This window comes from Arthrobacter sp. BK1 (assembly GCF_056680055.1).
This window is the reverse complement of record NZ_CM155263.1, coordinates 1,498,362-1,519,659: the sequence shown is the minus strand read 5'-3', so window position 1 is coordinate 1,519,659 and position 21,298 is coordinate 1,498,362. Positions and strand designations below refer to the sequence as shown.

Annotated in this window: 24 protein-coding genes and 1 tRNA gene; 17 read left to right on the top strand and 8 right to left on the bottom strand. The window is 65.0% G+C overall.

What is annotated here, in order from left to right; all coding sequences use genetic code 11:
* Nucleotides 1-236 precede the first annotated feature (236 nt).
* The 4 genes from AC1MCA_RS06685 (at nt 237) to AC1MCA_RS06670 (ending at nt 2,077) form a co-directional block, all read left to right on the top strand.
* The gene (locus tag AC1MCA_RS06685) at nt 237-716 is read left to right on the top strand and encodes an HAD domain-containing protein (RefSeq protein ID WP_479802110.1); all 480 of its coding nucleotides are present in this window, start codon (nt 237-239) and stop codon (nt 714-716) included.
* Nucleotides 717-796: 80 nt separating this feature from the next.
* Nucleotides 797-1,204, top strand: a complete 408-nt coding sequence (locus AC1MCA_RS06680) for a nuclear transport factor 2 family protein (protein ID WP_479802109.1) — start codon at nt 797-799, stop codon at nt 1,202-1,204.
* Nucleotides 1,205-1,317: 113 nt separating this feature from the next.
* Complete coding sequence (locus tag AC1MCA_RS06675; protein WP_479802107.1) at nt 1,318-1,509, top strand: three-helix bundle dimerization domain-containing protein; 192 nt, start codon at nt 1,318-1,320, stop codon at nt 1,507-1,509.
* 52 nt (nt 1,510-1,561) lie between these two features.
* On the top strand, nt 1,562-2,077 hold the full coding sequence (locus AC1MCA_RS06670) for a type II toxin-antitoxin system RatA family toxin (RefSeq protein WP_479802106.1): 516 nt from the start codon (nt 1,562-1,564) through the stop codon (nt 2,075-2,077).
* A 29-nt stretch (nt 2,078-2,106) separates the two neighbouring features.
* Here the strand turns inward: AC1MCA_RS06670 and AC1MCA_RS06665 are convergent.
* The 4 genes from AC1MCA_RS06665 to tmk all read right to left on the bottom strand — a co-directional run bounded on the left by AC1MCA_RS06665 (nt 2,107) and on the right by tmk (nt 5,661).
* A tRNA-Thr gene (locus AC1MCA_RS06665) sits at nt 2,107-2,179 on the bottom strand.
* Nucleotides 2,180-2,275: 96 nt separating this feature from the next.
* Nucleotides 2,276-3,844 (bottom strand): alpha/beta hydrolase, encoded by a 1,569-nt coding sequence (locus AC1MCA_RS06660; RefSeq protein ID WP_479802105.1) that lies wholly within the window; start codon nt 3,842-3,844, stop codon nt 2,276-2,278.
* A 21-nt stretch (nt 3,845-3,865) separates the two neighbouring features.
* Nucleotides 3,866-5,008, bottom strand: coding sequence for a DNA polymerase III subunit delta' (locus AC1MCA_RS06655; protein ID WP_479802103.1), 1,143 nt, complete (start codon nt 5,006-5,008; stop codon nt 3,866-3,868).
* A complete protein-coding gene (tmk, locus tag AC1MCA_RS06650) occupies nt 5,005-5,661 on the bottom strand; it encodes a dTMP kinase (protein ID WP_479802101.1) in 657 nt (218 codons plus the stop codon). Before tmk ends, AC1MCA_RS06655 begins: the two co-directional genes overlap by 4 nt.
* Nucleotides 5,662-5,726: 65 nt before the next feature.
* On the opposite strand from tmk, the gene AC1MCA_RS06645 reads away from it, so the two are divergent.
* Nucleotides 5,727-6,917: a trans-sulfuration enzyme family protein gene (locus tag AC1MCA_RS06645; RefSeq protein WP_479802099.1), complete on the top strand. Its 1,191-nt coding sequence runs from the start codon at nt 5,727-5,729 to the stop codon at nt 6,915-6,917.
* A gap of 9 nt (nt 6,918-6,926) precedes the next feature.
* Nucleotides 6,927-7,280, top strand: a complete 354-nt coding sequence (locus AC1MCA_RS06640; protein ID WP_108599605.1) for a DUF2516 family protein — start codon at nt 6,927-6,929, stop codon at nt 7,278-7,280.
* On the opposite strand, the gene AC1MCA_RS06635 is transcribed toward AC1MCA_RS06640, so the two are convergent.
* On the bottom strand, nt 7,265-8,128 hold the full coding sequence (locus AC1MCA_RS06635; protein ID WP_479802097.1) for a class I SAM-dependent methyltransferase: 864 nt from the start codon (nt 8,126-8,128) through the stop codon (nt 7,265-7,267). The two genes, AC1MCA_RS06640 and AC1MCA_RS06635, sit on opposite strands and share 16 nt — an antisense overlap.
* A 79-nt stretch (nt 8,129-8,207) precedes the next feature.
* On the opposite strand from AC1MCA_RS06635, the gene AC1MCA_RS06630 reads away from it, so the two are divergent.
* Nucleotides 8,208-8,954, top strand: coding sequence for a phosphoglyceromutase (locus AC1MCA_RS06630; protein ID WP_108599607.1), 747 nt, complete (start codon nt 8,208-8,210; stop codon nt 8,952-8,954).
* A 148-nt stretch (nt 8,955-9,102) separates the two neighbouring features.
* Here the strand turns inward: AC1MCA_RS06630 and phoU are convergent, their stop codons facing one another.
* The gene (gene phoU, locus AC1MCA_RS06625) at nt 9,103-9,756 is read right to left on the bottom strand and encodes a phosphate signaling complex protein PhoU (RefSeq protein WP_108598574.1); all 654 of its coding nucleotides are present in this window, start codon (nt 9,754-9,756) and stop codon (nt 9,103-9,105) included.
* Nucleotides 9,757-9,951: 195 nt separating this feature from the next.
* Here phoU and AC1MCA_RS06620 point away from each other — a divergent pair, with 195 nt between their 5' ends.
* Both AC1MCA_RS06620 and AC1MCA_RS06615 read left to right on the top strand, forming a co-directional pair.
* Nucleotides 9,952-11,169, top strand: a complete 1,218-nt coding sequence (locus AC1MCA_RS06620; protein WP_479802094.1) for a sensor histidine kinase — start codon at nt 9,952-9,954, stop codon at nt 11,167-11,169.
* Nucleotides 11,166-11,846: a response regulator transcription factor gene (locus AC1MCA_RS06615; RefSeq protein WP_108598564.1), complete on the top strand. Its 681-nt coding sequence runs from the start codon at nt 11,166-11,168 to the stop codon at nt 11,844-11,846. The genes AC1MCA_RS06620 and AC1MCA_RS06615 overlap by 4 nt, the downstream gene beginning before the upstream one ends.
* 99 nt (nt 11,847-11,945) lie before the next feature.
* On the opposite strand, the gene AC1MCA_RS06610 is transcribed toward AC1MCA_RS06615, so the two are convergent.
* Nucleotides 11,946-12,491 (bottom strand): hypothetical protein, encoded by a 546-nt coding sequence (locus AC1MCA_RS06610; protein WP_108598565.1) that lies wholly within the window; start codon nt 12,489-12,491, stop codon nt 11,946-11,948.
* A gap of 270 nt (nt 12,492-12,761) precedes the next feature.
* Here AC1MCA_RS06610 and AC1MCA_RS06605 point away from each other — a divergent pair, with 270 nt between their 5' ends.
* The 5 genes from AC1MCA_RS06605 to rlmB all read left to right on the top strand — a co-directional run bounded on the left by AC1MCA_RS06605 (nt 12,762) and on the right by rlmB (nt 17,240).
* A complete protein-coding gene (locus AC1MCA_RS06605; RefSeq protein ID WP_026266570.1) occupies nt 12,762-13,244 on the top strand; it encodes a CarD family transcriptional regulator in 483 nt (160 codons plus the stop codon).
* Nucleotides 13,245-13,382: 138 nt separating this feature from the next.
* A complete protein-coding gene (gene ispD / locus AC1MCA_RS06600; RefSeq protein ID WP_479802092.1) occupies nt 13,383-14,165 on the top strand; it encodes a 2-C-methyl-D-erythritol 4-phosphate cytidylyltransferase in 783 nt (260 codons plus the stop codon).
* A 17-nt stretch (nt 14,166-14,182) separates the two neighbouring features.
* Complete coding sequence (gene ispF / locus AC1MCA_RS06595; protein WP_479803303.1) at nt 14,183-14,665, top strand: 2-C-methyl-D-erythritol 2,4-cyclodiphosphate synthase; 483 nt, start codon at nt 14,183-14,185, stop codon at nt 14,663-14,665.
* A gap of 52 nt (nt 14,666-14,717) precedes the next feature.
* A complete protein-coding gene (gene cysS, locus AC1MCA_RS06590) occupies nt 14,718-16,175 on the top strand; it encodes a cysteine--tRNA ligase (protein WP_479802090.1) in 1,458 nt (485 codons plus the stop codon).
* A 69-nt stretch (nt 16,176-16,244) separates the two neighbouring features.
* Nucleotides 16,245-17,240, top strand: a complete 996-nt coding sequence (rlmB, locus tag AC1MCA_RS06585) for a 23S rRNA (guanosine(2251)-2'-O)-methyltransferase RlmB (protein ID WP_131685007.1) — start codon at nt 16,245-16,247, stop codon at nt 17,238-17,240.
* 147 nt (nt 17,241-17,387) lie between these two features.
* On the opposite strand, the gene AC1MCA_RS06580 is transcribed toward rlmB, so the two are convergent.
* Nucleotides 17,388-18,197, bottom strand: coding sequence for a carbon-nitrogen hydrolase family protein (locus AC1MCA_RS06580; protein WP_479802088.1), 810 nt, complete (start codon nt 18,195-18,197; stop codon nt 17,388-17,390).
* 137 nt (nt 18,198-18,334) lie between these two features.
* On the opposite strand from AC1MCA_RS06580, the gene glgX reads away from it, so the two are divergent.
* The 3 genes from glgX to AC1MCA_RS06565 are packed head-to-tail and all read left to right on the top strand — an operon-like array spanning nt 18,335 to nt 21,294.
* Entirely contained in the window at nt 18,335-20,446 is a 2,112-nt protein-coding gene (glgX, locus tag AC1MCA_RS06575; protein ID WP_479802086.1) for a glycogen debranching protein GlgX, read from the top strand.
* Nucleotides 20,447-20,461: 15 nt separating this feature from the next.
* Entirely contained in the window at nt 20,462-20,929 is a 468-nt protein-coding gene (locus tag AC1MCA_RS06570; RefSeq protein ID WP_479802084.1) for a guanyl-specific ribonuclease, read from the top strand.
* An 8-nt stretch (nt 20,930-20,937) separates the two neighbouring features.
* Complete coding sequence (locus AC1MCA_RS06565) at nt 20,938-21,294, top strand: barstar family protein (RefSeq protein WP_479802082.1); 357 nt, start codon at nt 20,938-20,940, stop codon at nt 21,292-21,294.
* Nucleotides 21,295-21,298 lie beyond the last annotated feature (4 nt).

Genomic DNA, 21,298 nt, shown 5'->3' with positions numbered 1-21,298 from the left:
CTCCGTCTCTAGTCCTGGGATTGCCTCAGGCGGGATGCTTGATTCCGGGGGATGAGGGGTGTCATCGCTGAGGTGGCACGGCGGTGTCTGCGAGGAGGCCGGGATGGCAACCGCTCATGGACGACGGCGGCACGCGACTCTGGCGCCCGGGGTTCCACGGGGGTCCGGGCAATGCTCAACCGGCGTACAGACCAAGGCCTACCGCCGGTCCCTTTCATCAGGCTAAGGTCACGTCCATGAAGCCGATCATTCTGCTCGATATCGACGGCGTCCTCAATCCGGTCGCAGGTCCGGGTGACGGCGGCGACCGCCCCACGCTGAGCCTTACGCCTGAGAAGATCGGCCTGGTCCGACGGCTCGCTGGCTTGGGCCGGATCGCCTGGGTGTCGACGTGGCCGGCGGACCTGACAGCAGGCCTGGAGTCGCAGTTGCAGCTTGACGCGGAACCCCTGCGTGTAGTGATGGTGCTGAGGCCGGACGACGACGGCCAGGCAACGCCCAAGCTGCGTTCGGTGGTCCGGTGGCTGGCAAGAATGGATGCCTTGGGCGAAGCAGACTGGGACTCGGTGGTCTGGATCGATGACGTGCTGGGAGCGGACGCACGGGCGTGGGCACACCACCACACGCAGCCGGTGCTGTTGGAGAAGCCGGTACCGGACCGGGGCCTGGCAGAGGTTCACGTCGTGGCAGTCGAAGTGTTCGCTGCTTCCGGGTAGCCCGGATTGAGGTGGCCCCGCCCCCGTTGTCAGGCAAATCGCACGAAGGTAGCATTAATCCTGGCCCGAGGAGGTGAGTGATGCTCGGAGAGACGGATCTGCTGCGGGCCCTGCGGCGTCACTGGGATTACACAGGCAAGGACGAAGACGTCGCCCACGAGATCTACCACGACGATGCGGTGCTTGAGTTCCCTCAGTCCGGGGAGCGCTTTGAAGGCGTGGAGAACTTCCGTGAATGGCGGCGGCAGTATCCAGCAAGGCTCAAGTTCCATACCCGACGCATCACTCATCGTTCAGACCTGGTCGTTGTGGAGAACCTGATCAGTTACGACGGCGCGCCATGGATGTACACCGTCAATCTGCTGGAGTTCAGGGGGGACAAGGTCGCGCACGAGCGGATCTACATCATGGACGGTTGGGATGCTGCCGGGTGGCGTGCCCCGTGGCGGGCCGCGGCGCCAGCAGACGCGCCGCCACCGCCTCCCTGAGCGCACTCCCGCCAGCCGCAAGGCAACGGGCACGTTCGCGGAGCTCCTGCGGACCGGGCCGGGCTTATTAGTCAACTCTTGACCTCGCCGGGCTGATGGCCGACACTCACCCGATGGGAGTATGCGAAGAGGTGCGGGCGCTCACCGGCGTGGTTGACCGGCTCGCGCAGAAGTTTCCGGAAGTACCCACCGGCGTCATCGAGGATGTCGTCCAGCAACAGCACCGTGCCTTGGATGCCGGGAGCGTGCGGGATTTTGTCCCCGTCCTCGTCGAGCACGCAGCAAGGGAACGCCTGGCGCAATGACCTGAAGCCGGTTCTGCGGGCTGACGGACAACCACCCGGCTAGGCTGAAGCCATGCCTCAGGTACGCGCAGAACGATTCATCCGCCTCGACCCGGAAACGGCGTTTGCCTTCTCCCAGACCACAGGCGATTTCCGGCTCACATGGGATCCTTTCATCTCCGCGCAGGGATGGCTTGACGGGGCGGCCGCCGCCGGGAAGGGAGTCCGCACCAGGACTGTGTCCCGCATGGGGCTTGTCATGGTGAGCGAATACGTCTCTTTTGTGCCGCCCACGAACGTTGGCATGACGATGGTTTCCGGCCCGTGGTTCTTCGAAAAGTTCGGCGGCGGGTGGAGGTTTACTCCGGAGGACGGCGGGACCCGGGCGGTATGGAAATATTCGTTCACCTGCCGCCCTGCGTGGTTGCGGCCCATCGCCGAACGCATCGGGTCCTGGCTGCTGGGCAGGGAGATCGAGACGCGTATTGAGGCTTTCGCCCGCGCCTGCGGGAACCCGGAGCTTGTCAGCGAGTTCCGCGGCCTCAACCCGCAAGGCGGGGCACAGCTTAACCAGCGAAAAACCCCCTAAAAACCTTGGTTTCTAGGGGGTTTGTCCCGAGCTTCCTATCAGAATCGAACTGATGACCTTTTCATTACGAGTGAAACGCTCTACCGACTGAGCTAAGGAAGCACCGCGTGAATCTCCCGGCGTAACCGGGCGGTTCATGCAAGAGTCAACTGTAATAGAGTCCCGCCGCCCGGGTCAAAATGGGCCGCTGGGAAGTACTCAGCAGACCGTGTTGTCGGCGGGAAGCTTGCCGTTCACGAGGTAGCTGTCTACGGCGTCTTCGAGGCAGCTGTTGGCCCGCCCGTAGGCGGTGTGTCCTTCGCCTTGCCAGGTGAGCAGTGAAGCGTTCCCCAGCTGCTTGCGCAGGGACGAGGCCCATTCCACCGGGGTGGCCGGATCGCCGGTGGTTCCGATGACCACGATCGGGGATTCGCCGCTGTACTCCACGGGCGCCGGGGTCCGGACGCTGTCATAAGGCCAGTCCACGCAGTTGGTGCCACCGTACGCGAAGAAGTATCCGAGGGTGGGGGAGGCCTGCCGCAGCCTCTCCTCATCGGCACGCATGCCGGCTGTATCGGAAACCATCGGGTAGTCCAGGCAGTTGATGGCATTGAAGGCAAACGTCGAGTTGGACGTGTACTGACCGTTGGGGCCCCTGTCAGCGCCGAGATCGGCGAGCCTGAGCATCAGGCTGACATCCCCGGCCATGGCGGCCTCAAGGGACTGGGTCAGCGCCGGCCAGCTCTCGTCGTTGTACAGCGGAGTGATGAGGCCGCTGACAAAGGTATTGGCGTTGACCAGGCGGCCATCCTTGGCCGTGCGGGGCGTCTCCTGCACCGAGCTGATGAGGTCCCGGATCTGCCCGACGCCGGCATCAACGCCCCCGCTGAGCGGACAGGACCTTTCCTCCAGGCAGTCGGCCACGTAGCTTCTGATGGCCTTTTCGAAAGCCACGGCCTGTCCGCTGGTGAGCTCCTCGTTGCTGATGGACGGATCCAGGGCGCCGTCGAGCACCATGCGCCCCACATTTTCGGGGAAGAGCGAGGCGTAGGTGGAGCCCAGGAAGGTGCCGTAGGAGTACCCCAGGTAATTGAGCTTGGAGTCGTTGAAGACGGCGCGCAGGATGTCCAGGTCCTTTGCTGAACTGACGGTGTCGATGTGTCCCAGCACCGGGCCGGTCTGCTCTGCGCACTGCGCGGCGATGACCTTGTTGTCGGCGAGGGCGGCGGCAAGCCCGGCGTCGGTATCCAGGGCGTAAATCTTGGCCCGTGCAGCGTCCCGTTCCGCATCGGTCATGCACTTGACGGGGGATGAGCGCTTTACGCCGCGCGGGTCGAAGCCCACCACGTCATAGGCAGCACGGACGGACTGGGAGAAGTGTGTTGCGGCCGCGTCCTTGACGAAGTCGTAGCCGGACCCGCCAGGACCGCCCGGGTTGACCAGCAGGGTGCCCGTCCTGGTGCCGGTGCTGGGTGCTTTCAGCGCTGCTATCTGGATCTTCTCGCCGTCGGGCTCTGCGTAATTGAGCGGAACAGAGACCTTGGCGCACTGGAAGTTGCCGCTTTCGCACGGTTCCCAGACGACCTCCTGGGAGTAGAACGAATCCAGCCCGGCCGGTGCAGACGCCACGATCGAGGGGTCCGCCTTCGCTGTCGCCGGTGACTTCTCTTCGGTGCCGCCGTTGAGGATGCTGCACGAGGCCAGCGTCAGGGCCAGGACCAGGGCTCCGGCGGCCCGCAGTCCAGTCACCAGGGATCTGGAACGCGCGGGCAGGGGGCGAGCAGTCATCGAGGGGTCTCCTTGTAAGGGCTAGATCAGGCTGGCTGCCATGGACTCAATGGTCAACAGCGGAGCAACGTTGGTGGTGGTGATGCGTTGGCGTGCTTTGTTGATGGCATCCATGCGGGCCAATGTGGTCTCGGGGGTGGACCTGCCGGCAAATTCCTCCAACTCACCCCTAAGCTCAACGTTCACCAGCTCCACAGCATTCCCGAGCTGGATAATCAGGATATCCCGGTAGAAGGACAGCAGGTCCGTCAGGGTCCGGTCCAGGGAATCGGTAATGGACCTTTTGGCCCGGCGTTTCTGATCCTCTTCGAGCTGCCGCACCTGGCTCCGCATGGCCGGCGGCAGCGTCCCGGACTCAGGGGCACCCAGGGTGGCCAGCAGTGCGGCCTTCTCGGCGGCGTCGCGCTCTTCATTGGAACTGTTGGCCTCGGCAGTGGCGATTTTCACCAGCTTGTCAGCCATCATCACCGCCGCAGTCACCCCGCGCAGCCCCAGCGGGAACCTGACGGTTTCCAGGCGGCGTTCCCTCGCCTCGGGGTCCCGCGCGAGCCGGCGGGCGATCCCCACGTGGCTTTGCGCAGCCCGGGCTGCACGTTCGGCCAGGGCAGGTTCCACTCCATCGCGCTTGACGAGCAACGCTGCGACGTCGGCGGCCGGCGGCAGGCGGAGCGCCACGGCGCGGCAGCGTGAACGGATGGTCACCAGAACGTCAGCGGGCGACGGCGCGCACAGCATCCAGATGGTCCGCGGGGTGGGTTCTTCGATGGCCTTGAGCAGCACGTTCGTGGTGCGCTCCGCCATCCGGTCGGCGTCTTCGACCACAATGATGCGCCACCGTCCGGACGAGGGCCGGTTGCCGGCCGTCGACACCAGATCGCGGGCTTCGTCGATGGTAATGGTGACCTTTTCCGTCCGGACGAACGTGACGTCCGAGTGGGTCTCACCAAGAATTGTCAGGCAGGCAGGACACTCGCCACAGCCGCGCCTTTCCACACTTTCCTGGTCGCAGTTCAACGCGGCCGCAAATGCCTTGGCGGCGTTGGAACGCCCTGACCCGGGCGGGCCGGTAAACAGCCAGGCATGGGTGAGGCCCTCGCCGAGGGCCGCCTGCCGGAGTTGCGCGACGACGGCGGGCTGGCCTTGGAGGTCGTCCCAGACGCTCATGCGGCACCCCTGCCCGCGGACGTGAGCAGCGCGTCGACGCGGGTCAGGATCCGCTCGGCGATCTCCTGGACGGGCAGGTGGGCAGGCAGGACCAGGTAGGCGTCCGGGCGGCTGGCGGCAAGGTCCAGGAACGCTGCGCGGATGGTGGCGTGGAACTCGTCAGCCTCTGATTCCAGCCGGTCCTCAGCGGCGTCACCGGCGGTCCGGCGTCGGCGGCCGTCGGCGGGATCCACGTCCAGAAGGACGGTGAGATCGGGTAGCAGGCCGGACGTAGCCCATTCATTCAACGACCGGACGGCGTCGGCGCCGAGGTCCCGGCCCGCACCTTGGTATGCCACGGAGGAGTCAATGTAGCGGTCCGTCAGGACAACCTCGCCGCGCTCCAGCGCAGGCCGGATCACCTGGCTGGCGTGGGCCGCACGCGAGGCCGCGAAGATCAGGGCCTCAGTATGTGCGTCGATGTGGCCGTGGCCATGGTCCAGGACCAAGGAGCGAAGCTTTTCGCCAATGGGCGTGCCGCCCGGTTCGCGCGTCCGCAGGACTGTCAGGCCGCGAGCTTCAAGGGATCCGGCCAGGCGGGCCGCCTGCGTGGACTTGCCGGCGCCGTCGCCGCCCTCAAAAGCGATGAAAAGTCCGGGGCTTTGCGTGTTCACTGCTCAAGCCTACCGACTTCCACGCCAACTTCGGGCCCCGCCTTACGTCCAAGTACGCTTTCCCCATGAGTCTTTCGGAGCAGTACGCAGCGTCCCTGTCGGCCGAGACGGTGGTGGTTGCCGCCGGGCGGCCGCCGCGCCGGCGGGACGAGCCTGTTAACCCTCCCATTGTGCTGTCCTCGACCTATTTTGGATCAGGGGAACTGGCCGACGGCGACCGCGGCTACGGCCGTTACGCCAACCCCACCTGGGACCCGTTCGAAGAGGCCCTGGGCCAGCTCGAAGGGTCGGAGCTGCCGGGCCTGTTGTATGCGTCCGGACTCGCGGCCGTTAGCTCCGCGCTCTCCCTGCTGCCTGCAGGTGGTGTCCTGGTCATGCCCTCCCACAGCTACTCCGGCTCCCTGGTGATGGCCACCGAGCTGGCGCAGAAGGGCTTCCTGGAACTGCGGATCGTGGACATCGCGGACACCGGGGCCGTGAAGGAACAGCTGGCCCCGCAGGGACAAAACGCCAAGGCGGCCAGGATGCTCTGGCTCGAAAGCCCCACCAACCCGATGCTCGGTATCGCGGACATCCGCGAACTGACGGCGGCAGCCCACGCCGTCGGGGCCATCGTTGTCACGGACAACACTTTTTCCACCCCGCTGGTGCAGCAGCCGCTGGCGCTGGGCTCCGACGTCGTGCTGCATTCGGTGACCAAGTATCTGGCCGGCCATTCCGACGTCGTTTTGGGCGCCCTGGTGACCTCCAACCCGGACATCCGGGCAGCGCTGCTGCACAACCGCATCATCCACGGCGGCATCGCCGGCCCCTTCGAGGCGTGGCTCGCGCTTCGGGGACTTCGCACGCTGGCTCTGCGCGTGGAACGCTCACAGGCGTCTGCCGCGGTGCTCGCCGAACGGCTGGGCCGGCACCCCCTGGTAGAAGCCATCCGTTTTCCGGGTCTTCCCACGGACCCCGGGCACGAGCGTGCCAAGTCCCAGATGACGGGTTTCGGCTCCATCGTGTGCGTGGAGATCGCACCGGTGGCAGGCCTGAGCGGGGCCGATGCTGCGGACAAACTGGTGCGGGAACTTCAGCTCTGGCTGCCGGCCACCTCCTTGGGCGGTGTGGAATCGCTGATCGAACGCCGACGCCGGCACGCCGCCGAGCCGCTGAGTGTGCCCGAGAACCTGGTACGCCTGAGCGTTGGCATCGAAAATGTCGAAGACCTTTGGGCCGATTTGAAGCAGGCGCTGGACTCACTGGGCCGCTAGGCTTGGATGGTGGACGGTGAACTGATTATTCGGCCTGTTGAGACGGCCCTGTTTTTTATCCTTGCCCTGGTGGCCCTGGGACTTGAGGTGTGGGCCCTGCTGGACTGCGCCCGCCACAAGGCTGCCTCTTTTGAAGCCACCGGGAAACGGACCAAGATGTTCTGGCTGGCGCTGACCGGAGGGGCCACCTTGATCGGCGTCATCTCGCTCTTCGGCAGCGGCGGCGGAATCTTCGGCACCCTCGGACTGTTCGGGCTCGCTGCCGTGGTGGCAGCCTCCGTTTACCTTGCCGACGTCCGGCCGGCCGTCAAGGACGCCGGTCGCGGCGGCAACCGCAGCACCGGTCCTTACGGCCCCTGGTGACCTAGCGGAGCCACGGCTTCCCAGCCCACTGTAAGTTCGCCCAGACGCCACCGCGACGGCCCGTCCTGAACCGGCCACCCGCCGTCGAGCAGTGCCTTGCACATGGCGTGCCAGCGCTGCCTGTTGCCGAACGCAGCCAGCGGCGCCGACTCCAGCCACGCCCGGTCCATGGCCTGCATCAGCCGGTGGACGGGTTCGCCCGGAACGTTGCGGTGTATGAGTGCCTTCGGCAACCTCTCGGCAATCTCGGACGGCAGGTCAAAGCTGCCGAACCGCACGGACATACTGAGCGACAACGGCCGTTCCCCATCAAGGGCAACCCACGTCACGCGGCGGCCTATTTCGTCGCACGTTCCGTCAATAAAGAGCCCGCCCGGAGCCAGCCGGCCTTGGACCAGCCGCCAGATCCCCGCCACGTCTGCTTCTTCGTACTGCCGCAGAACATTGAAGGCCCGGACCAGCACGGGCATGCCGGCAACGGGCAATTCGAAGCCGCCCACCCGGAAAGTCAGTCCCGGCCGTTCCAGGACCTTGGCCACGCGGACCCGTTCGGGTTCGATCTCGATCCCGCAGACCCGGACGTCGTGCCGGGTGGCGCGGAGCCGGTCAAAGAGTTCGACGGCGGTGGCCGGCGTTGCGCCGTAGCCCAGGTCAACCACCAAGGGGTCGTCGGAGGCCCGCAGCCGCCAGCCCTGGGGGCCGGTGAGCCAACGGTCCACCCGCCGCATCCGGTTGGGGTTGGTGGTGCCGCGGGTGACATTTCCGACCGGCCGGCCCGTCCGGGCCGTTTTGCCCGGGAGTTTGCCGGAGATCTGGGGGGCCGCCACCCGTTCAGCTTTTTGCACCACAGCCCAACCTTATCCTTGTGACGGTGCGGGCCGTGTAACGCTGGGCGGCCCGGAGCGCTGCTCAGCTAGGATGAAAATCATGACTTATAAGCTGATTCTGCTGCGCCACGGCCACAGCGAATGGAACGCCAAGAACCTGTTCACCGGCTGGGTGGACGTCGACCTGAACGATCAGGGCCGCCAGGAAGCAGCACGCGGTGGTGAGCTTCTGGTGGAGCACAACGTTCTGCCCGACATTCTGTACACGTCGCTCCTGAAGCGTGCCATCAACACGGCGAACATCTCCCTGGACAAGGCCGACCGCGGCTGGATCCCCGTCAAGCGTGACTGGCGCCTGAACGAGCGGCACTACGGCGCCCTGCAGGGCAAGGACAAGGCGCAGACCCTTGCCGAGTACGGCGAAGAGCAGTTCATGGAATGGCGCCGTTCCTATGACACCCCGCCGCCGCCCCTGGACGACAACTCCGAGTTCTCCCAGGCACACGATCCCCGCTACGCGGACCTGGGTGACGCCCTTCCGCGCACCGAATGCCTCAAGGACGTCCTGGTCCGCCTGCTCCCTTACTGGGAATCGGACATCAAGGAGGACCTCAAGGCCGGCAAGACCGTCCTGGTCACCGCCCATGGAAACTCGCTCCGTGCATTGGTCAAGCACCTGGACGGCATCAGCGACGACGCCATCGCCGGCCTGAACATCCCCACCGGCATCCCGCTGGTCTACGACCTGGACGAGGACTTCAAGCCGGTCAAGCCGGGCGGAACCTACCTGGATCCCGAGGCCGCCGCTGAAGCCATCCTGGCCGTGGCCAACCAGGGCAAAAAATAGGGCTCCCCCGAGAATCCCGCTGGCTGCTCGGTCGTTCCTCCCTTAGACGCAGCCCAGCCGGGATCCCGGCTTCGCATTAGGTAAAACTACGACGGCGGGCCGGTCACCTCAGGGTGACCGGCCCGCCGTCGCAGGTTTTAAAGAGGGGCTAGAGGGCCTGGGGCTGCCATTCGCCGGTGACGAGGTAGGTGACCTTGCGGGCCACGGACACGCCATGGTCAGCGAAGCGTTCGAAGTAGCGGCTCGCGAGGGCCACGTCCACGGTAGTGGCGGGCGACTCGGCCCAGTCCGGGGAAGCGATGGCCTGGAAGACGCTCAGGTGGAGGTCATCGATGGTGGTGTTGGCTTTGAGGATGTCGCGGGCAACTTCAAGGTCCCGGGTTTCCAGCAGCACGGTGAGCTTTTCCGCAATCAGCTGGTCCTGTTCGGCCATCTTCTCGAACGTGGCGGTCATGGATGCGGGGATCACCGTGGACGGGAAGCGCAGCCGTGCAAGCTGTGCGATGTGCCGGGCCAGGTCACCCATGCGCTCCAGGGAAGCGCTCATGCGCAGAGCCCCCACAATCATCCGGAGATCGCTGGCTACCGGGCCCTGCAGCGCGAGGATATCGATGGCACGTTCATCCAGGCTGTTCTGCAGGAAATCGATGCGGGCATCTGCAGTGATAACGTCTTCGGCCAGATCGACATCCGCAACCTGGAAAGACGTGGTGGCCTTCCCGATGGCCTCGCTGACCAGCTTCGAAATCTCAACCAGCTGTTCACCCACCTGGGTCAGCTCTTCCTGAAAAACCTTACGCACGTGGGCGTCCTTTCCTTGGAATTCCGCACCGCCCATGTGGCAGACGGAACTCATGTCGCCGTTCGGCACTCCAACGTGCAACTCTGTCAGCGGGCGGTTAACTAATTGTCGCTTGTAGATGAACGTTAGCTGAACCGTTCGTGCAAAGGCCCGGGACGCACCGGTTGGCCGTTGGTCACAGCATAAGCTGGAGCTGTGGATTCTACGCTCATCGGTGTTATCGCCGGCCTGGTTGGCCTGGCGTTAGGCACCTTCGGCGTGCTCGCATTCCGGGTCAGTGAACAGCAGCGGCACCTTGTCGACGTCGACGACGACGAACTCACCTTGCCGCCGGGTGCTGCGGAGGTGCTTGCTGTCGTCGGCCGGGCATTTGTCGTGGTGGACGCCGTGGACGGCGTCGTCCGGGCCAGTCCCGCAGCCTATGCCTACGGGCTGGTCCGCGGCCATACGGTAGTCCATAAGCAGCTTCTGGACATGACGGCCGGGGTACGCCGTGACGGCGTGATCCTGGAAAAGCGGCTGGAGCTTCCGCGCGGTCCGCTGGGCCAGGGAACCATCATCGTGCAGGTCCGTGCAGCCATGCTCGGTGAGGAATACATCCTGCTGCTGGCCGATGACCGCACCGAGATCACCCGCACGGAGGAGATCCGCAACGACTTCGTAGCCAACGTGTCCCACGAGTTGAAGACCCCGGTAGGTGCAATATCCCTGCTGGCCGAAGCACTGGAATCCTCCGCGGACGACGAAGAAGCCGTCCGCCGGTTCGCCAAGCGCATGCACAAGGAATCCGGCCGGCTGGCGGCTTTGGTGCAGGACATCATCGAACTCTCACGCCTTCAAGGGGCCAGCGTCTCCCAGGAGGGTACGGCTGTGGACATCAACGCCGTCATCTCCGAGGCCGTGGACCGCTCCCAGCTCCCGGCCGAGAGCAAGAACATCCAGATAGTTGTCGGTGACAGCGTGGAGGCCAAGGTCTTCGGTGACCGCGACCTGCTCGTCACGGCACTGCGGAACCTTATCGACAACGCCATCCGTTACTCGCCTGAAAACACCAAGGTAGGCGTCGGCGTCCGGTCCAAGGAAGGACTCATCGCCGTGTCCGTCACCGACCAGGGCGAAGGCATGAGCCTGGAGGACCAGGAGCGTGTTTTTGAGCGGTTCTACCGGGTGGATGCGGCACGGTCGCGCCACACGGGGGGAACGGGCCTCGGCCTGAGCATCGTTAAGCACGTGGCCTCCAACCATGGCGGCGAGGTGACCTTGTGGTCCCGGCCCGGCCAAGGGTCCACTTTCACCCTGAGGCTGCCTGAGATGGAAACCCAGGACGAACCGGATACCGCCGGTGCCAAGGAACGAGCCGTACACGAGCGCGTTAAAGAACGCGGCGTACATGAACAAGGAGCCAGCGCTTGAGCCGGATTTTGATAGTCGAGGACGAAGAATCGTTCAGCGACCCGTTGTCCTATCTGCTGGGCAAGGAGGGGTTCGAAGTCGAGGTGGTGGACAACGGGCTGGACGCCATCACCGAATTTGACCGGAACGGCGCGGACCTGGTGCTGCTGGACCTGCAGCTCCCGGGCCTGTCAGGCACGGAAGTCTGCCGCCAGCTGCGCCAGCGCTCCAGCGTCCCGGTGATCATGCTGACGGCCAAGGACTCGGAGATTGACAAGGTGGTTGGCCTTGAGCTGGGCGCCGATGACTATGTCACCAAGCCGTATTCCTCCCGCGAGCTGGTGGCCCGGGTGCGCGCAGTGCTCCGCCGGCAGGGTGAGCCCGAGGAACTGATCTCGGCCACGGTCCAGGCCGGGCCTGTCCGGATGGACATTGAGCGCCACGTGGTGAGTGTGGGCGGCGAGCAGGTCCTCCTGCCGCTGAAGGAATTCGAGCTGCTGGAGATGTTGCTGCGGAACTCCGGCCGGGTCCTGACCCGCGGCCAGCTCATCGACCGGGTCTGGGGTTCGGACTATGTAGGGGACACCAAGACCCTTGACGTGCACGTCAAGCGGTTGCGCGGCAAGATCGAGCCTGATCCGTCAGTTCCCCGTTACCTGGTCACCGTCCGCGGCCTGGGCTACAAGTTCGAACCGTAAGCAAGGCAGGACAGGCAAAAACGGAGGGACTCCCGATGGGAGACCCTCCGTTTTCTTTTCAGCTATGTTGGGGCGTCACCGCTGTCGCGGAAGGACCGATTAGTGGGCTGCCCCCGTGGCGGTGGCCGACGGCGACGGGCTGGGGGAGCCGGACGTGGTGGGTTCGCTGCCGGCAGGCAGGTACTCCTTGTACTCCGGCAGCGTGCCGTCCAGGACAGGCACGCGGACTGTCTTGTTGACGTCGGTGCCGTCCTCGCTGACCTTGACGTCCACCAGGGAACCGGCGATGCCGCCGGACGTGCTCAGGATGGCTTCATCGGTGGAGTCGTTGAGCAGGGTGTACGCGTTGGCCTTCACCGGCACCTGCGTCCGGGAGCCCGCGGCACCGTTGACCGTGAGCAACACGTCCTGCGATGAGGAGTTGTACACGGCGCCGAGCAGGCGGCCGGGCTTGTCCTCGCCACCGGAAACGATCAGCATGTTCCGCAGCTGCAGCGGACCCAGATCGGCCTGGACTCCGTCCGACGCGGAATAGACCTCGGAAGTCTGCTGGGGATTGATGTAGCCGCAGCCGGTCACCGTTGCCAGGCTCAGCGCCAGGGCTCCTGCCGTCAGTGCCAGTTTGCCGCCCTGGGCCCGGGTCATCGCAGTGAAACGCACGTCACGTACTCCTCGAGAGTCTTGAAACATTATTCAGCCATAGCCTAGCGGCAAACAGGGGTAAAGGCGGATTCCGGGTGGTCACATTGTCCTTGGCAGCGGCCGGTGGATGCACTATTATCTGCATCCGTCAAGAGGGTGGAGGGGGTTGATTTGCCCCAATTTCCGCGGATTCATGCGGTTCCGGGGCCCTTTAGGGGCCAGTCATATGCCTGAATCGTGATAAACTGGTCTGCGGGAAAGGGGAATGTCCACATGGTATTTGAGGTCGGCGAGACAGTAGTTTACCCTCACCACGGTGCAGCAAAAATTGAAGAAATCAAGATGCGCACTGTCAAGGGCGAAGAGAAAATGTATCTCAAGCTCAAGGTGGCTCAGGGTGATCTGACCATTGAAGTTCCAGCAGAGAACGTTGACCTTGTTGGGGTGCGTGACGTAGTGGGCAAAGAAGGTTTGGAGCACGTTTTCGATGTGCTTCGGGCTGAGTTCACTGAAGAACCCACCAACTGGTCACGCAGATACAAGGCAAATCTGGAGAAGCTTGCTTCCGGTGACGTCATCAAGGTTGCAGAGGTTGTTCGCGACCTCTGGCGCCGCGATCACGATCGGGGCCTTTCCGCAGGTGAGAAGCGAATGCTGGCCAAGGCCCGGCAGATTCTGATTTCAGAACTGGCGCTGGCTGAAAAGACTGATGAAGAGAAGGCAGCAAGCGTTCTCGACGAGGTCCTGGCTTCCTAAGAATTGAGCCCCGGGGGTACGTGAGTACCGCCGGGGTTTCTTTTTGCCCATTTTCGGCCGGGACTGTTGGGAGAGCCGGAGTCATCCCGATGCCGGTCTTCCGCCTGCGCGGGCTTCCGGGGACGTAGGCTGGAGCGCATGAACAACGGACTGCCCCGCCCCGTCACCGCTGTCGTTATCGTGGCAGCAGGTTCCGGCGAGCGGCTGGGCTACGGCATACCCAAAGCAGCTGTCCCGCTGGGCGGCGAACCCATCCTGATGCACGCACTGCGCGGCGTCGTCGCCTCCGGAGTCGGCAGCCAGGTCTGCGTGGTTCTTCCCGCCGGCGCAGACGGACTCCGGCAGCTTTGCGAGGACTTCAGTCAGGAACTGGCCGACGGCGGGCCAGTCCTCACCGTTCTCGATGGCGGCGCAACGCGTGCCGATTCCGTCCGGGCAGGCATCGCGGCCCTGATGGACGGGATTGAAGCCGTGCTGGTGCACGATGCTGCCAGGGCCCTGGCCCCCGAATATGTCTTTCATCGCGTGGTGGATTCCCTTGCTGCCGGCGCCCTTGCAGTGATCCCGGCGGTTCCCGTGGTGGACACGGTCAAGATGGTGGCCCGGACCAGCGGTGACGACGCCGCCATCGCTCCGGAACTCGTCATCGGGACTGCTCGGCGGGAAGAGCTGCGCTCGGTCCAGACACCCCAGGGTTTCCGGCTTTCCACCCTGCAGGCCGCCCACGCGGCGGCGTCGGGCTTTGATGAGGAGCAGGCTGCGGCGGTCACCGACGACGCCATGCTGGTGGAAATGCTGGGTGTCCGGGTGCACGCCGTCCACGGCTCCACCCAGTCCTTGAAGATCACTACCCCACTGGATCTGATCATTGCCGAGGGGCTGCTCGAAGGCCCGCTGGGGATCCGCTGGGTGGAGGGCTAGGCATGACGAAGCTACCCATGATCCTGCCGCGTACCGGCATTGGCATGGACGTCCATGCCTATGCGTCCGAGGACCTGCCCCGTCCGCTGTGGCTGGGCGGGTTGTTCTGGGACGGCGAGCGTGGACTTGCCGGACACTCGGACGGAGACCCGGTTGCCCACGCCGCGGCGGACGCCCTCTTCTCGGCCGCCGGCATCGGGGACCTGGGAACGCATTTCGGCACCGACCGGCCGGAATTCGCCGGCGCCTCAGGCGTCACACTGCTGGCGGAGGCGGCCAGGATTGTGCGCGCCGCCGGGTTTGAGATCGGCAACGTGGCCGTACAGTTCGTCGCCGGCCGGCCCAAGTTCGGTCCCCGGCGGCAGGAGTCGCAGGACGTCCTGACCGAGGCAGCGGGAGCACCTGTCAGCGTTACGGCCACTACCAGCGACGGACTGGGCTTCACCGGCAGGGGTGAGGGCATAGCTGCCGTTGCCACGGCCCTGGTGTATCCCCGCTGATCCGGAGCTGTTGCCGGAACCGGCCAGGACGGCTTTCGTCTATTCTGGAGCGGTGACTCTCCGCTTTTACGACACAGCATCCGCCGAAGTCCGTGACTTCGTTCCCCTCGTCCCGGGAAAAGCGAGCCTGTACTACTGCGGAGCCACGGTGCAGGGCATGCCGCACGTGGGCCACATCCGCTCAGCCATCGCGTTCGACCAGCTGACCCGCTGGCTCGAATACCGGAACCTGCGCGTCACGGTGGTCCGCAATGTCACGGACATCGACGACAAGATCCTTGCCAAGTCCGCTGAGTCCTTCGGCCCTGATTTCGAGGACGGGGCTGACACTGTCCGCGAAGAGGAATGGTGGGCGCTGGCCTACCGCTTCGAACAGGAATTCCTCAAGGCCTACGACACCCTCGGTGTTTCGCGGCCCACGTACGAGCCGCGGGCCACCGGCCACATCCCGGAAATGCATGCCCTGATCCAGTCGCTCATCGAGCGCGGCCACGCGTACCCGGCCCTGGACGATTCCGGCGACGTCTACTTCGATGTGAGGTCCTGGGCCCGCTACGGTTCCCTGACGCGCCAGAACATCGAGGACATGCAGGGTGCACCGGACGCGGACCCCAGGGGAAAGAAAGATCCCCGCGACTTTGCGCTCTGGAAAGGCTACAAAGACGGCGAGCCGACGACGGCGAGCTGGGCCTCGCCGTGGGGCGCCGGCCGGCCGGGCTGGCACCTTGAGTGCTCGGCGATGGTCACCAAGTACCTGGGCACCGAATTCGATATCCACGGCGGCGGGCTGGACCTCCGGTTCCCGCACCACGAAAACGAGATGGCGCAGTCCCAGGCCGCCGGGCATGGCTTCGCCCGCTTCTGGATGCACAACGGCATGGTCACCTATGAGGGCGACAAAATGTCCAAGTCCATCGGCAACACCATCAGCCCCTCAGAGATGCTGGAACTGGCCTCCCCGCGGGTGGTCCGCTACTACCTCGGGCAGGCCCATTACCGGTCGGTGCTGGACTACCGTCCTACCTCGCTCCAGGAGGCCACCGCCGCCGTCGAACGCATTGAGGGCTTTATGAGCCGCGCCACCCAGGCACTGTCCGATGGTGGAAACTACACCTTCGCCACCTATGGCAAGGTGCCCGAAGAGTTCGAACGGGCCATGGACGACGACCTGAACGTGCCCCAGGCCCTCGCCGTCGTCCATGAGACTGTACGGTCCGGCAACACTGCCCTGACGGAGGGGCGGCTGCAGGATGCACAGCAGGCGCTGCACAGCCTCCACGACATGCTTCGAGTGTTGGGCCTTAACGCTGTGGCTTCGGGTGCGGTCGCGGACACCCGGGAATCAGCAGCCCTCCAGGTACTGGTCGAGGCCCAGCTCGCTGCACGCGCGCAGGCGAGGGCTTCCAAGGACTGGGCCGCCTCGGACGCCATCCGGGACACGCTGAAGGCCGCCGGCGTCGCTGTTGAGGACGGCCCCGACGCCGCTACCTGGAGCCTGCAGCGGGACTGAACCGGCGATTTTACTTGATTCAGTAGACTGGTATGCAGACTCAGTCAAACAATCAAGGGTGGAACTCTCATGGCCAACAATGGTCGCCGGTCGGTAAAAGCGAAGAAGGGCCCCACTGTCGGAACCGGCGGTCATGGCCGTAAGGCCCTGGAGGGCAAGGGCCCCACGCCCAAGGCGGAGGACCGCCCGTACCACAAGGCCCACAAGAGCAAGCAGCTGGCGGAACGGTCCGCGGCGAAGCGTGGCACCAACACCGGTGCCCGCAGCGCGGGTGCTTCCCGCTCCGGTCCCAAGGGCCGCGCCACCGAGGAAGTCGTCACCGGCCGCAACTCGGTGGTCGAAGCGCTGCGCGCCGGAATCCCAGCCAAGGCCCTGCACATCGCCATCCGGATTGAGATGGATGACCGAGTCAAGGAATCCCTGAAGCTCGCTGCGGAACGCGGCATCCCGCTGCTTGAGACGGGCAAGCCCGAGCTTGACCGCATGACAGACGACGCCGTGCACCAGGGCCTCGTCCTGCAGATCCCGCCTTACGAGTACCAGGACGCCTACGACCTCGCAGAGGAGACCGTGGCAGCCTGGAAGAAGGGGCACGTACCTAACGCTCCGCTGTTCGTGGCGCTCGACGGCATCACGGACCCGCGCAACCTTGGCGCCATCATCCGCTCCGTTTCGGCCTTCAGCGGCCACGGCGTCATCGTTCCGGAACGCCGATCCGTTGGCGTCACCGCCTCTGCGTGGAAGACCAGCGCCGGCGCGGCCGTGCGCGTTCCGGTGGCCCGCGCTGCCAATCTGAACAGCGCCCTGAAGCAGTTCAAGAACATGGGCATCTTTGTCCTCGGGCTCGACGGCGACGGCGACGTTTCGCTTCCGGACCTCACCCTCGCCACCGAGCCCGTGTGCATCGTGGTTGGCTCCGAAGGCAAAGGCCTGAGCCGCCTGGTGCGCGAGAACTGCGACCAGATCGTTTCCATTCCGATCGACTCCGCCATGGAATCGCTGAACGCCTCCATGGCAGTTGGCATCTCCCTGTACGAAGTCTCCAGGCAGCGCGCCGCCAAGTAGTTCAGACGCTCTCTCACTGGTTGCGGGTTTTGAAGCGACGCTCTCTCACTTGATGCGGGTTTGGACGCGACGTTCTCTCACTTTCTTGAAGAAAGTGAGAGAACGTTGCTGCTTTTGCTGCATTAAGTGAGAGAGCGTTGGGCGGGGTTAGAAACTGCGGCGGTTCTCCAGGACCGGGAGCCGCTGGCGGGCTTCCTCCACCACGGCGCCCTCAAGATCCGCGAAGAGCATTCCCGGGGCGCCGTCGAGCTCGTCCAGCACCTCACCCAACGGCGAGACGACGGCGGAATGTCCCACTCCGGTGGGTGATCCGGCTTTGGCGGCCACGCCCTGGGTGGCGGGGTCGCCCTGTCCGCAGGCGAGGACGTAGGTGGTGGAGTCCAGGGCACGCGCGCGGGCAAGAAGCCGCCACTGGTCAACCTTCCCCGGCCCGGAGGCCCATGAAGCGCAGACGATGTTCACTTCCGCGCCGCGTTCGGCGTTGGCTGTGAACAGCGCCGGGAACCGGATGTCGTAGCAGGTGGCGAGGCCAAAGGTGAGGCCGCCGGCGTCGAACGTTACCGGTTCAGTGCCCGGGTCAACCGTGTCGGATTCAAGGAAACCGAAGGCGTCAAAGAGGTGGACCTTGTCATAGCCGGCTTCCACGCCCGGACCGGTCGCCAGCAGGGTGTTCCGCACTTTTCCGCCCCCCGCGCCACCGGCTGACCCGGGAGTGAACATACCGGCCACCACCACCAGGTCCAGCGACGCGGCGATGTTCCGCACCCGCGATGCCCAGGGGCCGTCCAGCGGTTCGGCGATGTCCGTCAACGAATTTCCGAACGCCCTCATGGAGGCCTCCGGGAAAACCACCATGGCAGCACCGCCGGCCTTCGCCTTTTGCGCCTCGCGTTCCAGGATGGACAGGTTGGCGGCCAGGTCCCGGCCGCTGATGATCTGAGCCAGCGCAACCCGCACTTCGTACCTCCGCCTCGACGTTTCCTTCAAGTATGCAACCCCGGTCCGTTCGGGGCGGCACGACGTCCGCGGGGGCTTGCCGGTGTCACAATGTCGCGGGTGCGGATGAACCGGCGCCGACGGCTACCATTGACGTGATGGTCATGCCGCTTTTCGACACCGCTTCCACCATGGATGCTTCATCTGCACATCCACTCGGTGTCAGCGTTCCGCGCCCTGGACCCGGCGGCCACGCCGCCCCGCAATCCGCCGCCAACGTGGCTGTCTACGCGCCCGGCGTCCTGACTCTCGAGATCGCGTACAAGGCCCCCGGCGGCGAATGGCGGCTCCAGACCCTGCCCAACGTTACCCATGGTGTGCACCACGGCATCGTTGATGGATTTCCGTATGGATCACGCTATGGGTTCCGCGCCACGTCCAAGGCGGAGCCGCTGCCCTTGTCAGTGCCGACGATGGACCTGGACGACGACGGCGGCCAGCCACTGCTGCTCGACCCCTACGGCCGTGCCGTGGACGAGCGGGAAGGATTCCTGACGAACGTCCGGATGGCGGGCGACTTCGACTGGGGGCTGGACGAGCGGCCGCGGCTGCAGTGGCGGAACACCATCATCTACGAGGCCCATGTCCGCGGCCAGAGCATGCTGCACCCGGACGTGCCCGAAGAACTGCGCGGAACCTATGCCGGCATGGCACATCCGGCGATCATCGAGCACATCAAGAGCCTTGGTGTGACCTCGATCCAGCTGCTCCCCGTGCACTTCCATCTCGATGAGCCGCACCTGCAAAACCTTGGCATGACCAACTACTGGGGCTACAACACTGCCGCGTTCTTCGCACCGCATCCGGGCTACGCAACCCAGGCTGCACAGGACGCCGGTCCGCAGGCCATCCAGGACGAGTTCAAAGGTATGGTCAAGCTGCTCCACGCGGCCGGACTCGAAGTGATCCTGGACGTCGTCTATAACCACACTGCCGAGGGTGGCGCGGACGGGCAGACCATCAGCTTCCGCGGGCTTGGCGAGACCGCGTACTACCGCACGGACGGCCACGGCAAATACCTGGACACCACCGGGTGCGGGAACAGCCTGAACTTCGGCAATCCCCGCGTCGTCCAGCTGGTCCTGGACTCGCTCCGGTATTGGGTGGATGAATTCCATATCGACGGTTTCCGCTTTGACCTGGCGGTGACACTCTGCCGGAACACCCACAACGAATTTGATCCCCGGCACCCCTTCCTGGTGGCGGTGGCCGCCGATCCCGTGCTGTCCGATGTGAAGCTGATCGCCGAACCATGGGACATCGGGTACGGCGGCTGGCAGACCGGTAAGTTTCCGACGGGCTGGGTGGACTGGAACGACCACTTCAGGGACAGCGTCCGCTCCTTCTGGCTGTCCGACCGCGCGGCGATTGAGGCCGGAGGCCATGGCGGTTCCGTCGCCCGGCTTGCGGATGCCCTGTCCGGTTCCGCCGCGCTTTTTGAAGGGTCAGGCCGCTCCCGCCTGGCATCACTGAACTTCGTCACGGCCCACGACGGCTTTACGCTCAATGACCTCGTCTCTTATGACCGCAAGCACAACGAGGCCAACGGCGAGCAGAACCGGGACGGACACGGGGACAACCGCAGCTACAACCATGGCTTTGAGGGCCGCACCGAGGACGAGGACATCCTGGCCGGGCGGGCGCAGACCCGGCGGAACCTCATGGCCTCCATGATGATCTCCCTGGGCGTGCCCATGATCACCGCCGGTGACGAGCTGGCCCACACCCAGCAGGGAAACAACAACGCCTACTGCCAGGACAACCCCCTGGCCTGGATCGACTGGACGCGCACGCCTGAATCGTCCGAGATGCTCCGGAGCACCAAACGCTTTGTCCGGCTGCGCAAAGAGTTCCTGGCGAGCCAGCCCCACGACTTTCCCGCCCGGGACGAGCAGTCCTACCTCTACTGGTTCGACCATTCAGGCCAGCCGATGTCCATGGAGCGCTGGAATGATCCCCGGCACCGGGTGATGCAGCTGCTGCTCGGATCCGACGACGGAACCTTGGCCGGGCTTGTGGTGGTCAACGGCAGCAACTCGGATGTGAAGATCACCCTGCCCGAGCTCACGAACGACGACGGAACTCCGCGCCGGATGTTCGAACTGCGGCTCACCACCTCGCCGCTTCACGAGCTGCGCCAGGGCGGCCGGGTGGCGTCCGGCGAGATGGACCTCATCGAGGCAAACTCGATCAACATCTACCGTACGTAGCGGCGGAGGAACCGAATGCGCCGCAACCGTTCCGTTGCCGCCCTGCTGCTGGCCGGGCTGGCGCTGGCTGTAGTCACCGCCCTCGGCGGCACCGGGCTCCTTGAGTCCCTGACCGGAAGTCCGACGCCGGCTGCGAGTTCCAGCGCGGCCCCCGGACAGGCTGCTCCCGGTTCGGCCGCCGCTCCTGCCAACCGTTCCGGGCTGCCGGCCATCAGGGAATCCGAACTCCCGGCGGAAGCACGCCAGACCCTCGCCGCGATCCGTGCGGGCGGATCCTACCGCTACAGCCAGGACGATAAGGCCTTTGGCAATTTCGAGCGCATCCTCCCGCGGCAGGATTCCGGTTACTACCGTGAGTACACCGTTCCCACACCGGGGGAGTCGGACCGGGGAGCCCGCCGGATCGTTGCCGGTTCCGGGGGAGAGAAGTACTACACCCAGGACCATTACGATTCGTTCAAGTTCATCGCAGAAGGAAGCTGAACACCCTTATGAAGATCTACTCCGCCGATACCTGGACCATGGACGAGCTGCATGCCCAGGTGGCCGACGCCGGCCGGCGCATCCTGGTGGTTCCGGCCGCCGACAGCAAGAGGACAGTCCTTGAGACCTTTGGCGAAGTCCTTGCCTTCCCCGAGCACTATGGCGTGAACCTTGACGCCCTCAACGACTCCCTGCATGACTTCGCCGACAGCATCACCGATAACGGGGGTGAGCCCGTCACCGTCCTGTGGGAGGTGGCAGCCCAGTTCCGCGCCGACCGGTCCTTCGGGATCATCTGCGAGATCCTGCAGGACGCCGAGAGCTACGCCGGCAGCGATCTGGCCGTCACCGCCATCCTCCTGTAGCTCC

Coding starts and splice junctions, on each gene's coding strand:
- AC1MCA_RS06685 (WP_479802110.1), top strand. CDS start 237: ATGAAGCCGATCATTCTGCTCGATATCGACGGCGTCCTCAATCCGGTC.
- AC1MCA_RS06680 (WP_479802109.1), top strand. CDS start 797: ATGCTCGGAGAGACGGATCTGCTGCGGGCCCTGCGGCGTCACTGGGAT.
- AC1MCA_RS06675 (WP_479802107.1), top strand. CDS start 1,318: ATGGGAGTATGCGAAGAGGTGCGGGCGCTCACCGGCGTGGTTGACCGG.
- AC1MCA_RS06670 (WP_479802106.1), top strand. CDS start 1,562: ATGCCTCAGGTACGCGCAGAACGATTCATCCGCCTCGACCCGGAAACG.
- AC1MCA_RS06660 (WP_479802105.1), bottom strand. CDS start 3,844: ATGACTGCTCGCCCCCTGCCCGCGCGTTCCAGATCCCTGGTGACTGGA.
- AC1MCA_RS06655 (WP_479802103.1), bottom strand. CDS start 5,008: ATGAGCGTCTGGGACGACCTCCAAGGCCAGCCCGCCGTCGTCGCGCAA.
- AC1MCA_RS06645 (WP_479802099.1), top strand. CDS start 5,727: ATGAGTCTTTCGGAGCAGTACGCAGCGTCCCTGTCGGCCGAGACGGTG.
- AC1MCA_RS06630 (WP_108599607.1), top strand. CDS start 8,208: ATGACTTATAAGCTGATTCTGCTGCGCCACGGCCACAGCGAATGGAAC.
- AC1MCA_RS06610 (WP_108598565.1), bottom strand. CDS start 12,491: ATGACCCGGGCCCAGGGCGGCAAACTGGCACTGACGGCAGGAGCCCTG.
- AC1MCA_RS06605 (WP_026266570.1), top strand. CDS start 12,762: ATGGTATTTGAGGTCGGCGAGACAGTAGTTTACCCTCACCACGGTGCA.
- ispD (WP_479802092.1), top strand. CDS start 13,383: ATGAACAACGGACTGCCCCGCCCCGTCACCGCTGTCGTTATCGTGGCA.
- ispF (WP_479803303.1), top strand. CDS start 14,183: ATGATCCTGCCGCGTACCGGCATTGGCATGGACGTCCATGCCTATGCG.
- rlmB (WP_131685007.1), top strand. CDS start 16,245: ATGGCCAACAATGGTCGCCGGTCGGTAAAAGCGAAGAAGGGCCCCACT.
- glgX (WP_479802086.1), top strand. CDS start 18,335: ATGGTCATGCCGCTTTTCGACACCGCTTCCACCATGGATGCTTCATCT.
- AC1MCA_RS06570 (WP_479802084.1), top strand. CDS start 20,462: ATGCGCCGCAACCGTTCCGTTGCCGCCCTGCTGCTGGCCGGGCTGGCG.
- AC1MCA_RS06565 (WP_479802082.1), top strand. CDS start 20,938: ATGAAGATCTACTCCGCCGATACCTGGACCATGGACGAGCTGCATGCC.